Origin of the sequence: Pedobacter suwonensis (genome assembly GCF_007833675.1) — a bacterium.
Lineage (GTDB): Bacteria > Bacteroidota > Bacteroidia > Sphingobacteriales > Sphingobacteriaceae > Pedobacter > Pedobacter suwonensis.
The window spans coordinates 1,143,627-1,157,348 of the sequence record NZ_CP031708.1 but is presented as its reverse complement, the minus strand read 5'-3'; the positions used below and the strand labels follow the sequence as shown (position 1 = coordinate 1,157,348).

The window sequence follows — 13,722 nt, the reverse complement described above, 5'->3', positions numbered from 1 at the left end:
GAAAATGTTATCCTCCAATGGTAATCATACTTCTGTTTTGAATGGTCGTTGCATCAATTTTTTTGAAATCGCTTACCATTTGTCCGCCCAATGCTTCCTTTTTGCTCCAAATAGCCGATTGAATTAACGGAATTACATCTTCGTTTTTTCGCAATGCAGTTAACAGATCGGTTTCGTTATCCGAGAAAAGGCAGTTTTTCAGTTTCCCATCCGCTGTTAGGCGCATGCGGTTACAGCTACTGCAAAAAGGATGAGTCATGGTGCTGATCACGGCAAAAGAACCCTCATGGCCGGGAATCATAAAGCTTTTGGCCGTATCGTGGGCATCTCCTTTAACAGGTAATACCGAAAAATCCTGTTCTATCACAGTCAGTATTTCATCCAAAGAAAACATCTGGTTACTTGTCCATTTATTACCACTAAAAGGCATAAACTCGATAAACCTGACCTGGATCGGATTAAATTTGGTCCAACCGATGAAATCGTTGATTTCATTATCGTTGAGTCCTTTCATCACCACCATATTTACTTTTACCTTGATTTTATGCTGTAAAAGCAGTTCAATATTGCTGCGTACCTGATGAAAGACATCCCGTCTTGTAATCATAAAAAACTTTTCAGGTTGTAAGGTATCCAGACTGATATTAACGGTTTTAATCCCTGCTGCCTTTAGTACAGGCAACATTTCTGCAATGCGGGTGCCGTTTGTGGTCATCACCAGTTCAACCGGAAGTTTACCCATCGCCGCAATAATTTGGGCTGCATCTTTTCTCACCAAAGGTTCGCCACCGGTAAGCCTGATTTTTTTTACCCCATTGGCCACGAAAATCTCCGCCAGTTTGATGATCTCGTCTGTCTGCATTAATCGTGAGGCAGGCGTAAAATCGTATTCTTCTTCAGGCATGCAATAAAAACAGCGAAAATTGCAGTTATCGGTGAGCGATATCCGCAGGTAGTTGTGTACTCTTCCAAAAGAATCTGTTATCATCGCCGGCTAATTAAATGGTTATAATCTGTTTCTGTATCAATATCAATTCCCCCTCGCTCAAAAACCACTGTTTCCAGATCTTCTGAATATTGTTTTAATATATTTTTTGCTCCTTCTGCGCCTTTGAGCAATAAAAGCGCTTCAAAGTAATCTTTTTTAAAAAGGACAGGTGTGCCTATTGTTTCGTTATATGAACTGGCAATAATCTTTTTGCCTGTTTCTTTTTGCTTTGCGATTAAGTTATTAAAGTTACGCTTTTTTATAAAAGCCTGATCGGCCACAGCAATAATAATACTTTCTATTTCGCTATTATTTTTGACGATCGTTGACAGGCCTGCAACAATACTTGAGCCCATTCCTTCTTCCCAGCTTTGATTTATAACCACGTTAATCCCGTTATGCCTGTGCTGGTCAGCTATTTCTTGTGCGTATGCGCCTAAAACAACAATAACAGGTTTGCAGTCTGTTGCTAAAGCCTCATTAATTACCGTTTGCAGGAGTGTTTTTCCATTGTAATCCAATAGCTGTTTGGGTTTCCCCAAACGTGAGGAACTGCCGGCTGCCAATATGATGATGCCCGTTCTCAATGCCTGGTTACATTTTATCGTAAACGTGGATCGGTTTCTTCTTCTCTTTTAAAAACATGGCCGAAGCACCTGAAAAAACAGATTTAATCTCTGCGAGGATAGAAATGGCTATTTCTTCTGCAGTTTCTGCGCCAATATCCAGTCCGATTGGACCATGTACCCGAGTTTCGTTTTCAGGTGTTGCTAAATCCAGTTCATCCAGCATCCTGAGCAACTTTTTCTTTGGGCCTAAGGTACCAATGTATGTTGCTTTTGTATCCAACAGATATTTAAGTAGATCAAGGTCATAATTGTAATTATGTGTCATTAATACGAAAGCGGTTTGCCCGTCTATCTGAATATGAGACAGTATATTTTCCGGTTTACTTACCAAAATTCTGATCGCATTTGGAAAACGTTGAGGCGTAGCATGGGTTGATCTGCCATCGATTACGGTTACTTCCCAACCCAACAGATAGGCCATTTCAGCAAGAGGTTGTGCGTCATTACCCGCACCGGCTATTATTAATGAAATAGGTGGTTTTATAAATTCCAAAAAGACATCAGTTTGCAGATCATTATGTTCATAAACCTTAAATGCTGAAGTTTTATTTTCAAAAACCTCTTCGATATCTCCGATTACCTTATCGCTTATTGAAGTTGGAATTTTAGAAAGAACAGGTTCATTTCTAAAAAGCATTCCGGTGCCCAATTGAAACCTATCTCCCAGCGAAAAAAAAGTTGCCAGTACGGCACTTTCCCTTTTGCTTTGCAAGGCCGTTAAAATAGCGATTGGATTCAATTCATCCACCTCTGTAACAGGCTCGAACAGGATATGGATAATACCATTACAGCCCAGCTGAACGCCAAATTTGGCATCATCTTCATCAGTCGTATCATAAGTAACAAGCTTGTTTTCCTGTTGTACTATTGCCGAAAGCGCTTTGCGCAGTGCGTCGCCCTCAAGGCAACCGCCGCTAATGGCTCCAGTTAACTGGCCATCCTCGGTAACGAGCATCCTTGCACCCGGCCTGCGGTAAGCAGAGCCTTCTACTTTAACTACCGTTGCGAGCGCAGCGCTTTTTCCTTCCTTGATCGCTTTTTGATACGCTTTTATAATATCGGTAATTTCTTTCATAAGGGATTGATGCCGTGGAAACGGCAAATTAATGATAATCTATTACAAATGGTTAAATGTAAAAGGAAAGATATAATACTTAAAGTGGTGGTTGGGAAACTGTGCAGTCAGATGTTACCATCTAACTGATTGAATAAAGTGTTCTTATATATGTGCAGTCAGATGTTACCATCTAACTGATTGAATAAAGTGTTCTTATATATGTGCAGTCAGATGTTACCATCTGACTGATGAATAAAGTGTTCTTATTTTGAATGACGTGGTTAAAAAGGCGCTGAATGAAAAATCTCCAGGTTGATACAATGCAATCCAATGCTGTTAAAAAGTTCGGTGATTTCTTTAGTCCAATCTTTTGGTGAATCTACCCGAAGGATTTTGTCGGCATCCCACAAATCAATGTTCCACTTAATTTCTTTGAAATGGCTGTTCAGTAGTGGGCTGATGGTGTTTAACTCGCTATCAGTCGATACATTTGTTTTGAAAACGGCTATCATATAGATAAGTTTTTAGGTTTGTTATTGGCAGTAGACGTACAACTTTAGAAATTACTTTAAATCGGGTGGATTTTTTTTAATTTTTTATTCGGCTCATTTAATTAAGCTCATTTTCTAAAAACATAAAATAATTTGTAAGGACATTTGATTTCATGCGACTAACCAATTAAGCAGTATATTTATAATGAGATAATACGAGAACATGCTAAACAAAACGGACCAGGAATTTGGAGAAAAGTGCCTTCATTCAGACCCAATAAGCTGGGTAGAAAAATATGCTGATTACCTGTATGGCTTTGCCATGTCGAGAATAAGAGATGAAGAGGTGGCTAAAGATTTAGTTCAGGACACCTTTTTGGCAGCTCTGCAGAGATTAGACGGTTTTGAAGGCAATAGTCAGGAGAAAACATGGCTAACAGCTATTCTTAAAAACAAAATAGCCGATTTTTATCGAAAACGTTCAGGTAATAGTGTAAAAGATTTAAGAGAAATGGATGTTGAAGGTGAACTGAAGGATTTTTTTGATGCTGAATCAGGGCATTGGACCGAAAAAGATTATCCGCGGGCATTTGGTTTGGAGATGTATAACCCTTTGATGATGAAAGAACTAGGATTTGTATTGAATAAATGTTTGGCTAAACTTCCAGGGTTATGGTTTTCAGTGTTTTCAATGAAACACATGGACGATCTTGCTTCGGAGCAGATTTGTAACGAATTGAAGCTTACAAATGCTAATTTTTGGGTGATCATGCACCGCACCAAACTTAACCTGAGGGCCTGCCTTCAAAAAAACTGGAACTGATATGAAGAGCGCGCTAAGGAATATAATTTATAACTGTAAACAGGCCACTTTTCTGATCGAAAAAAGAATTGCTGAAAAAATTACTGCTGCCGAAACACTACAATTGCATGTACATTTGAAAGGTTGTTCGGTATGCAAAATTTACCAGCGGCAGAGTATATTGATTAACAAGGTGTTTTCAGACTTTGAAAACAGTGATGTTAAACTTGATGAAACCTTTAAAAAAACATTAAAGGATAAGATTGAAAAAGAAATCAATAAAAATTAATTTTCGCTGTAAGGTTAATGCTGCTCGTTCGACTAAGAGCTAAAACATAAAGACAAAATGAAAAGAATTATCTTATTTACAGCTTTAGCTGTTGTTTTAACATTGCAAACAAAGGCACAGCAAGGTTTAAAAGCGGGAGATAAAGCTCCTGTGTTCACCGGAGTGGATCAAAACGGCAACACAGTAACTTTGAAAAATGCCCTTAAAGCGCACCGCAATGTGGTATTGTTTTTCTACCGTGGTCAGTGGTGTCCCTACTGCAATAAACACATTAAAGAACTTCAGGACTCCTTAAACTTGTTAACTGAGAAAGATGCTTATGTTATCGGTGTTACACCCGAAACAAAAGAAAACATTGATAAAACCATAAAAAAAACAAGCGCAGGCTTTTCTATCCTTCAGGATAAGGATGATGAGATTATGAAAGCCTATCAGGTTAACTTTATGATGGATGAAGCAACCTTTACCAAATACAAGGGCTATGGAATAAATTTAGAAGAAAACAACGGAAATACCCGGCATACGCTGCCAGTACCGGCAACTTATATTATTGATCGTACAGGTAAAATTAAGTATGTACATTTCGATCCTAACTATCAAAAAAGGGCTTCGGTAAAACTTTTGCTTTCCAAACTTTAGGCCGATTTCATAGTAAGTTCCCTCCAAAAGGGTTGCAGCTAATAAGCGAAGTGGTTATTATTTGAGTTCTTACAGCTGTTTTAATATTTAATATCGGTTGATAAGAATTATCTGAATCAATAAATGTTAATACAGTAAAGCGGATTAAAATCGTATGGTATCAGATGTATTCGCTTTACTTCCTGGTAAAATCATCCATTAATTTCATGGTAACCCATGCATCTTCACCGCTACATGGATTTTGACCTTTGCCTAAAAAGTAATCAACTACTTTCTCAATCATGGGTTGTTGCACATGTTTTAAAGGCTCAAATACATATTCTTCGGTTTTTTGGTTGGTTGTAGCCGTAAATTTGTTGCCAAACACTGGAAAACTGATCTGACCGCGCGAGCCGTATATGATGCAACTATCGGCCTGATCTTGTGCCGCTACTGAGAAACACCAGTTGCCACTGAAAACCACCCCGTTTTCAAAAAGTATATTGCCCAGAACCAGATCATCTACTTCAGCATCTTCCTGTTGCCTTGCCGCCATGCCGCTGGCATTTTTTACAGGACCGAAATAGTAAGTCATGAGGTCTAGCTGATGTGGTGCCAGATCATGAAATAAACCACCGCCAGAAATGGCTGGGTTAATCCGCCAGTTGTCAGCACTTTTTGCAATAAGCGAGGTGTTCGGCGATTGGAGCATTTTTAATCGGACTAAACGGATATCGCCAATGACCTGTTCGGCCAATAGTTCTTTGATTTTTAAGAACATGGGTTGAGCCCGCCGGTAATGGGCAACGCAAAGCTTCACATTTAATTTATGCGCTGCATCCGTCATGCGTTGAGCAGATGCAGCATCTAAGGTCATTGGTTTTTCTACGTATACAGGCTTTCCGGCGTTTAAGGCTTCAATCGTGTAAGCCTCGTGTTGCAAGGGTGGGGTAGCAATATAAATCGCATTAACCTCCGGATCCCTGATCAGCTGGATGGCATCATCATACCATTTAGCCACTTGATGCCGTTTGGCATAGTCAGCAGCTTTGGCACCATCCCGACGCATTACTGCAACTAATTTTGAATTTTTCACCTGATTAAAAGCAGGTCCGCTTTTAATCTCGGTCACATCTCCACAGCCGATAATACCCCATCTGATTTCTTCCATTATATTTGATTTAAAAGATTGAATTTAGAAATATTTTCCTGCCCAATCGACTGAAAGACAGTTTTGTAAAAAAAAAAGGGATTCACAACGAGCGTGATCCCTAATCAACTAACCAAACAAATCTATTCCGGAAACCACCCCGGAATCAATCTATAAACGGGATAACAAGGGGATTGTTTTAAAAGATTGTCTTTTTTTTTATTTTTCAAAAAGGGAAAAAATACGGTTGGTTAATCTGGAATTCGTCTCGCTTTTTTTAGCTTTGTGTTATGCAAAATCTGTCAGAAAAGCTTCAAATCGATCTTATAGAACTTAAGGCAAAGTATGCCTTTATTATGGAGGAGCTTGAAGTGACATTTGCAGATGCTTACTTAATGAAATTGCAAGCTAAACAACGGTTGGCGGAGCAGATGATGATTGAGATGGAACGAATCCTAACCGGAGAAACCGGAGCAAATGAAAACTAAGGTAAGGTAGATCATCCAGAATTTAAAGACTAAAGAAGTAAACCTTCTATTTATGGGCTCAAGCAACATTAAATTATACTCTTTTTTAATATTAAGTGTTTGTTTTTTAGGTGCTTGCTCACCTAAGATCAATCAGCAGGTTGAATCAGAGCGCAATAAGGTATTGCGTGTCATGTCTTACAATATCCACCATTGCAATCCGCCATCAAAAGCGAAAGAAGGTGTTATCGATGTTGATGCCATTATCAAAGCGATTGCACAGCAAAAACCAGATTTCGTAGCCTTGCAAGAGGTAGATGTGAATACCAAAAGATCGGGAAATATTAACCAGGCTGTTTTATTGGCGACAAAATTGAAGATGAATTTTTATTTTGGTAAAGCAATTGACCATGATGGGGGCGACTATGGTGTGGCCATTTTATCACGCTTTCCTTTATCTGCGCAACAGACTTTTATGCTGCCTAAAAATAACGATGCCAAGGCAGAGCAAAGGATTTTGGCTATTGCAACGGCAGAAATTGCCAAAGGGGTATTTATCCGTTTTGCTTCTACCCATCTTGATGCACAGCGTTCTGAAGAGAACCGGATTCTTCAGGCTAAGGAGCTTAACCGGTTAACGGCAAAAGAAACCTTACCGCTAATCCTTGCAGGTGATTTAAATGCCGATCCAGGTTCCGAAAGCATCAGGATATTTGATGCCAATTTTACCAGAACCTGTAGTAATTGTAGTTTTACCATTCCATCGATCAATCCAAGGAAAACAATTGATCATATCGGGTTTAAAACCGGAAATCCAATTAAAGTGGTTTCCCACGAGGTTGTTCCTGAACGTTATGCCTCAGATCACCTGCCTGTCGTTGCAGTACTGCAACTGGAAAAATAACTGTTACTATTTCTGATTCACGCTATCTCTTTATTAAAGCAGGTGGAATGTTAAATGTTGGTTTTTTGTCTGCATCTTTAAAGTCCACTTCCATAAAGTAACGCTTTTGTTTCAAAATGTAATGGTCTATAAACCATAAGATATCAGGTAAGTTCTCAGTCATCGGAGAACCCGCTATTTCGTGTCCCATATCCTGCACATACTGGAAATAATACGGATAGTGATTCTTTTTAAAGGATTTAGCAAGATATTTAGAGCCAAAAAAGCCCCTGTTAAGTAATCTCACTTTGTTATAGGGCACAAGTTTATCGGCCGTGCCGTGGAAAAACATCGTTGGTGCCGGCGGTATAGCATATTTTGGTGCGCCTTGATAACTTAATATGGCTCCTGCAAAAGAGATTACGCCTTTATATTGAAAATTTACCGGTAATTTGGTTGATAATGCTGTAGCATTCCGTTTGTTATAATCGGCGTGCAGTGCCGTGATCGCGCCCGCGCTTGAGCCCGACAGGATAATCATTGCAGTATCAATACCAAGTTCTTTCGCATTTTTGATGAGATAGGCTGTTGCGGCAAAAACATCAGTTGTGGCCGTTTCGATTGCGGCTTTTAAATTAGAAGTATTAAACGGACTTGGAAATTTCTTTCCCTTAAGGCCTAATCGATAATCAACTGAAACCACTTTATATTGATTGGCTATTAACGTGTTGAAGTACTGGTCAAATAATTTGCTATCTCTGCGTCCCATTACAAAACCACCGCCAAAAATAAAAAGTACTGTTGGCTTAGTGTCTGTTATTTTTCCACGGTAATAGATATCTAACTTCAGTGTGCCGGAATCGGTTTGAGAAAATGTTTTAGTTTCTACATGATCTTTTTTATCCTGAAGTACAATCTGTCCAGTTGAAGATAAAGAGCTGAATAGGATTACAATGAAGAGCGAGCTGAATAGATATACTTTGTTATTGGGCATCATGTTTTTAGGGAAAAAGGTTCGTTGTAAGCTATCTGATCGACTTTAGTTCATTTTGCTAATTTATTTCATTTTCAGTTCAGGTGCAATTAGATTTAAACGTTATTTGTTAGCTATAATTACGGAGGCATTATTTTTTATAGCCATTTAACTTAAACAATAAAATATTTTTGCATACGGCTCCATTTCTGAAAATAGGGAGAATGATTGGTAGTGAACAACTCTGAAATTGGGATTTAATAAAGTTGATGCTGTTTTCGTCGTAAAGATTAGAGGGTATAATATAATATGCATTGTCGCCAGCAGCCAATTTTGGCTTGCTTGGGTTAGACCAGTAATACTGATGAAGATCGAATATTTCTCCTAGGCCATAAGTATGCAAACCAGTTTTCCTGCAGACATAAAAATCTAAATGGGCAGCAGGAAACCACTTTGTGATCACAATGGTGTGAACTTTTTTATTCTTTTCTAATGGTTTATCCAGGCGATAAATAGAATCAATTATCTTTCCTGTTTCTTTCCAGCCGTATAAATCTAATGTGGGGTCGCCGGCGCCCAAACTGATGGCGCCTGTTTGTGTTGAAAATGTACCCTTGTAAAAATTAATAGTGAAGAGACCTGCACTTACCACTAACAGGAAAAACAGTATGCTTGCACCAATAATCGTTTTTATTTTTTTATCGTTAAAAGATTCAAGTTTCAATGCAGAAAGAAATATTAAACAACTATATGCCGGGCCAGACCAATGTGGCAGGGTATCTCTGAAAATGGAAAGAAAAATAAGCGTAACAATAAGTGGTAGTGAGCAAAATAATAAAAGTTTGATTTCGCTCTTAAGGAAAAGATTTTTGGTTTTGATGAAACTCAAAACAGCCACCCAGGCCAGAAAAAAAATAATGGGATTGTTGTAGAATAGTTGTCCGCCAATTTCTCTGGCAAAAGCTAGTGGGTTGATGCCGGCATGGAATAAACTAACCCGGTTGCTGTGGTAGGTATAGGTAATAAAATGATGCCGGATATTCCAGATGATTAGAGGAGATACTATCATCAAACTAATCAGTGCAGATATATAGATGCCCTTTTGTACCAATAGTTTTCTATCGCTAAACAGCACAAACAGCATTATGCCCACCCATAAGTAAACACCATGGATCTTACACATCATGCAAAGTCCTGCCGCTAAGCCAAACCAGCACCAGAGGCTTAAAGTAGGTAAACCTTGCCTGGTGGATCTGGTTATTTTAAGCAATAAAAAGATACTCCACAGCCAGAAAACCATTTGCGGACTATCGGGCAAAATAAATGTTCCAGCAATGATGCTGCAATAAAAAGACGAAGAATAAAGTAAAGCGGCAAACCAGCCGACACGGTTATTTCGTAGGAGTTTTCCCGTTTTAAATACGATTACAGTGCCTATAGTAGAGGATATTATGGCGCCAAGCCGAACCGCCAATTCGCTGTGGATGGATAAGTTTACCGTTGTTGTCCTGATCAACCAGGCTACAAATGGAGGATGATCAAAATAATTCCACTCCAGATTTAAAGCGTATGTCCAATAATATACTTCATCATTTCCAAGCGTTGTTGCTGAGGCTATAATCAGTTTGATTACAGCCATTGCCGCTATAAATAGCCATAATTTAACGGGTATTTCTTTCACTTAGATAGGAATTGACTGATTGGCGATTTTAAACTGTTTATATCTTTTGTTTAGCTTAGCCGATCTGAAAAGCTTAAGGTCGTATACCTGGTAATAGCCCGCAATTGCGCATGTGATACCGGTTACTGCACCAAAAATTACATCAATAAGAAAATGTTGCGCCAGGTATATACGTGAATAACCGATTGAAAAGGCAAAAAACAGGCAATAAAAAGAGATTTTCTTTTTCTTGAAAATTAAAACCAACACTGTGGCTAATGCAAAAGCAGATGCGGTATGCCCTGAAGGAAAAGAATTTTGATTATGCATGCTTACGCCCTCTACAAAATGAGTATAATGAAATAATGTCTGCTCAAAAAAATATTTAGGCCGTGGCATGTGAAATATTCTTTTGGCGATCTGAATAATCAAGCCCGAGTAAATATAAGCAAGGGCAACGGTCATTGCTTTTTTCTTTTTTCGAAGTGCAAGCAGAATGGCTGCTACAAGGATACTGATTAAGCCATCTCCAAGATTGGTGAAATACCTGAAAAAAGTATCGAGCCATATTGGGTGAAACCGGTTTAAAATAATGAATCCATCTGTTTTGGAAAAGCTAAAATTAAAAATAAGTGCCAACAGCAGTATTGATATCGCAGTAAAGAAATAATACCGGAGTTTGGTCAGTCTTTTCGTGGTACGCATCAGTTGTTCTTTACACAAAAATATCAGGCATACGTCATCTCAAGGTTAAGCGATTATCATGTTTACATCAGCAGAAATTTGTTTAATTATCGACTTTGCCTGGAATACTCCGGTTTTCGATGTAGAGGCGCCGATTTGAATGTAATACCAGACTAACATTTTTTAATAAGTTAATATGGATATAGTGATAACTTAAAACACATTACGTTGCTTTGCGGCCATAGAACTAAATTAATTATGCAAAACAATCAGGTAAAAATTAGTCCCGATTTACAACGGTTTATTGATAAGTTTGAACCTAGCAAATTTAAACTCATGCCAAGTGGTATCGAGATTAGAGGGATAAACGATATACACCGAAACATCACTCAGGCGAAAGAAATTATAGCAAGATTAAATCTTCGGCTAACTGTTTCACACAATGCCGAAATGCTTAGTTATAGAGGATTTGAAGTAAATAACTTTTGAACCAAAATTAATTTTAGTTCCGCTAAATTTGCTTTTGGGATGTCATTTGTGCAATCTTCCAGATACATTAAAAGGGATCAATTTAGGCAATACTGTCAACCTTCTAGGCTTTAGTTCAGTAGAATAGTTGGTGTAGCGGTAACATTTTTCCGGCTCTTCACTGCGTTCAGATTAAAAGAAGTTGAAAATACTGATTGGTTGTTGACTCACAATTTTCATCTCTGCATTACCCCCAGCAAATTTTTTCTCTAATGGCTGCAATAAACCTGTGTAGCCGCTTTTTAAGAATGGTTCCGTTCTATAGATCTTGATCTAAATATAAATTTCATTAAGGTATTTTGGCTTATAACTGTTGCGATATCTACTTTTTTTATTATCCCATTTAAGGATAATTTATTAAATTGCCTTTATCTAATTTAAACCGATCTTGATGAAAAACTCCGTCTCATGTATCATCGTTGACGATGATCCAACTGCCATTAATATTTTGCAAGATTATATTGTAGAAATGCCAAGATTGAAGATAAACCGAATCTTTACTAAACCAGTAGAGGCACTTAGCGAAATCAGTATTGAAAGCAATAGGCAGTTAATTTTTTTGGATATTGATATGCCTGCACTGTCGGGTCTACAGCTTGCCGATAACCTTAAGCACAAATCGCACAATATTATTTTTACCACATCCTATCCGGAATTTGCACTGGATGCATTTAAAGTTAGGGCAAAACATTACCTGTTAAAACCTTTTAATATGGGGGATTTTGCCGTAGTTGTTAATGAAGTGCTTTCGGAATGTTATGATGCACAGCATATTGCAAAAGAAAATGAAGGTGCATTTTTCTTGCGTACAAACGGCGAGCGTGGCAGATTAACCAAAGTACTTAAGAAAGACATCATCTATCTGCAGGGATCTAATAATCATGTACATATTTATACTCCGACAAATGATTATTCGGTGTATATGACCATTAAGGAGATGGAAGAAAAACTTCAGGAGAATGGACACTTCTATCGTGTCCACAAATCATATATTATCAATACCGCCTATGTAAAGGAGATCAATGGGCACAAAATCGACCTTGGAAAGTACGAAGTGCTTATGACCCCACAATACAAAGAGGCATTTATGGGGTTTATTGAAGACCAAACCCTGGTCTCAAAACGTTTAAGGGACCAACATTTGTAAATCTGATTGGCTTGTTAATGTTGTAATTGCCGTAATCGTACTGGTTGTTGGATCACTCTTTGAAAAGCGCATACCTGCAGCTTTTTGTGAACGGAAAACAAATGCAGTTTTCCGGGTCGATTTTAAGTCTATTATTGTTTTCATAGACGAAAATTAGCTCCGCCAAAACTGCGAAAAGACTACATTACGCTAAGCAGTTGTTGACTGTTGTGAAACCGATTTTTAACAAAAAAAATGAAAAACTGGCTGAAAAATTATCGCTGGCACCTTATATCTTGGGCCACCTTCATTCTTTATGAATATATATTGGTTTCGTTAATTCTTAAAATAAGTTCGCCGATATTAAATTATTGCATTCATTACATTATTAATATTGTACTTTTCTATGTTCATGCAGAATTGGTATTAGCCAGAAATCTGAGACTTAAAAGGCCTGCTTATTTAAGCATCATTATATTTACGTCAATTGAAATTTTGTTGCACACCATTATTGCTTACTTTGCAGATCGTTTTCTTTCAAAAACAACAATAATTTCTTTTGATAACCTAACCGCTGTAAACTGGAAATATTTATCCGTAACAACATGGCGGGGAATCTATTTCTTATTGTTCTCTACTGCTTATTATTTTATTAAAAGTTATATCCAACAAAAACAGCGGACAGTAGAACTGGAAAAAGAAGCAATTGAAGAGATGTTGAAGCAAAAGCAAATGACACTTGAACTTGCAAATGCTAAAAATGCTTACCTGAAAGCACAAATAAATCCACATTTTTTGTTTAATACCTTAACCTATATTCACAATAGCACACATAAAAGCGAACCCCGCGCTGCAGAAGCAGTCCGGTATCTTTCTAAGCTGATGCGCTACGCCTTGGAATGCGAACACGGTCCGGAAATTATGCCGCTTGAAGCGGAAATCCATCAAGTTGAAAACCTCCTGCGACTTTGCAGAATAAAACAGCCTGACTTATTTATAGATTTTGTTTATGATGATAAAATCATAGCTGTGGAGGTTATTCCATTACTCTTGCTTAGCCTGACGGAAAATATGGTTAAACATGGAAACCTGAGCCAGCCTGAAGATACCGGAAAAATTATTGTAAAATTGAAGGATGGTATCTTTAGCATCCAGACCAGTAACCTGATTAACACAGGCTTGAATGATACCGGCTTTCATACCGGGCTTGAAAATATCAGGCAAAGGTTATTTCATACGTATGCAGAAAAAGCATCGCTCTGTGCCAGGGTGAAAGGTAAGTATTTTGAAGTATTGATAACCATTAGCTTATAGGGAGCAATCTGAAATTCTATAACACGTTTATTTCCTAAATTTTAAATGTAAACCCATCAAATA

At 38.0% G+C, this 13,722-nt stretch carries 16 protein-coding genes; 8 read left to right on the top strand and 8 right to left on the bottom strand.

Annotation, left to right across the window (positions count from 1 at the left end):
* Positions 1 to 7: 7 nt before the first annotated feature.
* The 4 genes from moaA to DV942_RS04490 form a co-directional block, all read right to left on the bottom strand.
* Positions 8 to 988, bottom strand: a complete 981-nt coding sequence (gene moaA / locus DV942_RS04505) for a GTP 3',8-cyclase MoaA (protein WP_145855637.1) — start codon at positions 986 to 988, stop codon at positions 8 to 10.
* Positions 985 to 1,575 carry a nucleotidyltransferase family protein gene (locus DV942_RS04500; protein ID WP_145855635.1) on the bottom strand — a complete coding sequence of 197 codons (591 nt, stop codon included), beginning with the start codon at positions 1,573 to 1,575 and terminating at the stop codon, positions 985 to 987. The genes moaA and DV942_RS04500 overlap by 4 nt, the downstream gene beginning before the upstream one ends.
* Before the next feature lie 7 nt (positions 1,576 to 1,582).
* Complete coding sequence (locus DV942_RS04495; protein WP_145855633.1) at positions 1,583 to 2,692, bottom strand: XdhC family protein; 1,110 nt, start codon at positions 2,690 to 2,692, stop codon at positions 1,583 to 1,585.
* Positions 2,693 to 2,955: 263 nt separating this feature from the next.
* Positions 2,956 to 3,186, bottom strand: coding sequence for a hypothetical protein (locus tag DV942_RS04490; protein ID WP_090982290.1), 231 nt, complete (start codon positions 3,184 to 3,186; stop codon positions 2,956 to 2,958).
* Between the two features lie 202 nt (positions 3,187 to 3,388).
* Here DV942_RS04490 and DV942_RS04485 point away from each other — a divergent pair, with 202 nt between their 5' ends.
* The 3 genes from DV942_RS04485 to DV942_RS04475 are packed head-to-tail and all read left to right on the top strand — an operon-like array spanning position 3,389 to position 4,895.
* The gene (locus DV942_RS04485; RefSeq protein WP_145855631.1) at positions 3,389 to 3,988 is read left to right on the top strand and encodes a sigma-70 family RNA polymerase sigma factor; all 600 of its coding nucleotides are present in this window, start codon (positions 3,389 to 3,391) and stop codon (positions 3,986 to 3,988) included.
* Position 3,989: 1 nt separating this feature from the next.
* Complete coding sequence (locus DV942_RS04480; RefSeq protein ID WP_145855628.1) at positions 3,990 to 4,256, top strand: hypothetical protein; 267 nt, start codon at positions 3,990 to 3,992, stop codon at positions 4,254 to 4,256.
* Positions 4,257 to 4,313: 57 nt separating this feature from the next.
* Complete coding sequence (locus DV942_RS04475) at positions 4,314 to 4,895, top strand: peroxiredoxin family protein (RefSeq protein ID WP_145855627.1); 582 nt, start codon at positions 4,314 to 4,316, stop codon at positions 4,893 to 4,895.
* Between the two features lie 175 nt (positions 4,896 to 5,070).
* Here DV942_RS04475 and DV942_RS04470 read toward each other — a convergent pair whose 3' ends face one another.
* On the bottom strand, positions 5,071 to 6,045 hold the full coding sequence (locus DV942_RS04470; protein ID WP_145855625.1) for a Gfo/Idh/MocA family protein: 975 nt from the start codon (positions 6,043 to 6,045) through the stop codon (positions 5,071 to 5,073).
* Positions 6,046 to 6,314: 269 nt separating this feature from the next.
* Between DV942_RS04470 and DV942_RS04465 the strand changes: the two genes are divergently transcribed.
* Both DV942_RS04465 and DV942_RS04460 read left to right on the top strand, forming a co-directional pair.
* Entirely contained in the window at positions 6,315 to 6,512 is a 198-nt protein-coding gene (locus tag DV942_RS04465) for a hypothetical protein (RefSeq protein ID WP_090982300.1), read from the top strand.
* A 172-nt stretch (positions 6,513 to 6,684) separates the two neighbouring features.
* The gene (locus DV942_RS04460; RefSeq protein WP_145855623.1) at positions 6,685 to 7,395 is read left to right on the top strand and encodes an endonuclease/exonuclease/phosphatase family protein; all 711 of its coding nucleotides are present in this window, start codon (positions 6,685 to 6,687) and stop codon (positions 7,393 to 7,395) included.
* Positions 7,396 to 7,417: 22 nt separating this feature from the next.
* Here DV942_RS04460 and DV942_RS04455 read toward each other — a convergent pair whose 3' ends face one another.
* The 3 genes from DV942_RS04455 to DV942_RS04445 form a co-directional block, all read right to left on the bottom strand.
* Positions 7,418 to 8,371, bottom strand: coding sequence for an alpha/beta hydrolase (locus DV942_RS04455; protein ID WP_145855621.1), 954 nt, complete (start codon positions 8,369 to 8,371; stop codon positions 7,418 to 7,420).
* 127 nt (positions 8,372 to 8,498) lie between these two features.
* Positions 8,499 to 10,028, bottom strand: coding sequence for an ArnT family glycosyltransferase (locus DV942_RS04450; RefSeq protein ID WP_145855619.1), 1,530 nt, complete (start codon positions 10,026 to 10,028; stop codon positions 8,499 to 8,501).
* The gene (locus tag DV942_RS04445) at positions 10,029 to 10,712 is read right to left on the bottom strand and encodes a phosphatase PAP2 family protein (RefSeq protein ID WP_145855617.1); all 684 of its coding nucleotides are present in this window, start codon (positions 10,710 to 10,712) and stop codon (positions 10,029 to 10,031) included.
* Positions 10,713 to 10,949: 237 nt separating this feature from the next.
* Here DV942_RS04445 and DV942_RS04440 point away from each other — a divergent pair, with 237 nt between their 5' ends.
* The 3 genes from DV942_RS04440 to DV942_RS04430 all read left to right on the top strand — a co-directional run bounded on the left by DV942_RS04440 (position 10,950) and on the right by DV942_RS04430 (position 13,659).
* A complete protein-coding gene (locus DV942_RS04440; RefSeq protein WP_145855615.1) occupies positions 10,950 to 11,180 on the top strand; it encodes a hypothetical protein in 231 nt (76 codons plus the stop codon).
* 430 nt (positions 11,181 to 11,610) lie between these two features.
* A complete protein-coding gene (locus DV942_RS04435; RefSeq protein WP_145855613.1) occupies positions 11,611 to 12,366 on the top strand; it encodes a LytR/AlgR family response regulator transcription factor in 756 nt (251 codons plus the stop codon).
* Positions 12,367 to 12,600: 234 nt separating this feature from the next.
* Positions 12,601 to 13,659 carry a sensor histidine kinase gene (locus DV942_RS04430; protein WP_145855611.1) on the top strand — a complete coding sequence of 353 codons (1,059 nt, stop codon included), beginning with the start codon at positions 12,601 to 12,603 and terminating at the stop codon, positions 13,657 to 13,659.
* The last annotated feature ends 63 nt before the right edge of the window (positions 13,660 to 13,722 follow it).

Excerpts from the sequence above, each read along its gene's own strand:
- DV942_RS04480 (WP_145855628.1), top strand. The coding sequence starts at position 3,990 with ATGAAGAGCGCGCTAAGGAATATAATTTATAACTGTAAACAGGCCACT.
- DV942_RS04475 (WP_145855627.1), top strand. The coding sequence starts at position 4,314 with ATGAAAAGAATTATCTTATTTACAGCTTTAGCTGTTGTTTTAACATTG.
- DV942_RS04490 (WP_090982290.1), bottom strand. The coding sequence starts at position 3,186 with ATGATAGCCGTTTTCAAAACAAATGTATCGACTGATAGCGAGTTAAAC.
- DV942_RS04470 (WP_145855625.1), bottom strand. The coding sequence starts at position 6,045 with ATGGAAGAAATCAGATGGGGTATTATCGGCTGTGGAGATGTGACCGAG.
- DV942_RS04495 (WP_145855633.1), bottom strand. The coding sequence starts at position 2,692 with ATGAAAGAAATTACCGATATTATAAAAGCGTATCAAAAAGCGATCAAG.
- DV942_RS04460 (WP_145855623.1), top strand. The coding sequence starts at position 6,685 with ATGTCTTACAATATCCACCATTGCAATCCGCCATCAAAAGCGAAAGAA.
- DV942_RS04465 (WP_090982300.1), top strand. The coding sequence starts at position 6,315 with ATGCAAAATCTGTCAGAAAAGCTTCAAATCGATCTTATAGAACTTAAG.
- DV942_RS04455 (WP_145855621.1), bottom strand. The coding sequence starts at position 8,371 with ATGATGCCCAATAACAAAGTATATCTATTCAGCTCGCTCTTCATTGTA.
- DV942_RS04430 (WP_145855611.1), top strand. The coding sequence starts at position 12,601 with ATGAAAAACTGGCTGAAAAATTATCGCTGGCACCTTATATCTTGGGCC.
- DV942_RS04485 (WP_145855631.1), top strand. The coding sequence starts at position 3,389 with ATGCTAAACAAAACGGACCAGGAATTTGGAGAAAAGTGCCTTCATTCA.
- DV942_RS04440 (WP_145855615.1), top strand. The coding sequence starts at position 10,950 with ATGCAAAACAATCAGGTAAAAATTAGTCCCGATTTACAACGGTTTATT.
- DV942_RS04445 (WP_145855617.1), bottom strand. The coding sequence starts at position 10,712 with ATGCGTACCACGAAAAGACTGACCAAACTCCGGTATTATTTCTTTACT.
- DV942_RS04435 (WP_145855613.1), top strand. The coding sequence starts at position 11,611 with ATGAAAAACTCCGTCTCATGTATCATCGTTGACGATGATCCAACTGCC.
- moaA (WP_145855637.1), bottom strand. The coding sequence starts at position 988 with ATGATAACAGATTCTTTTGGAAGAGTACACAACTACCTGCGGATATCG.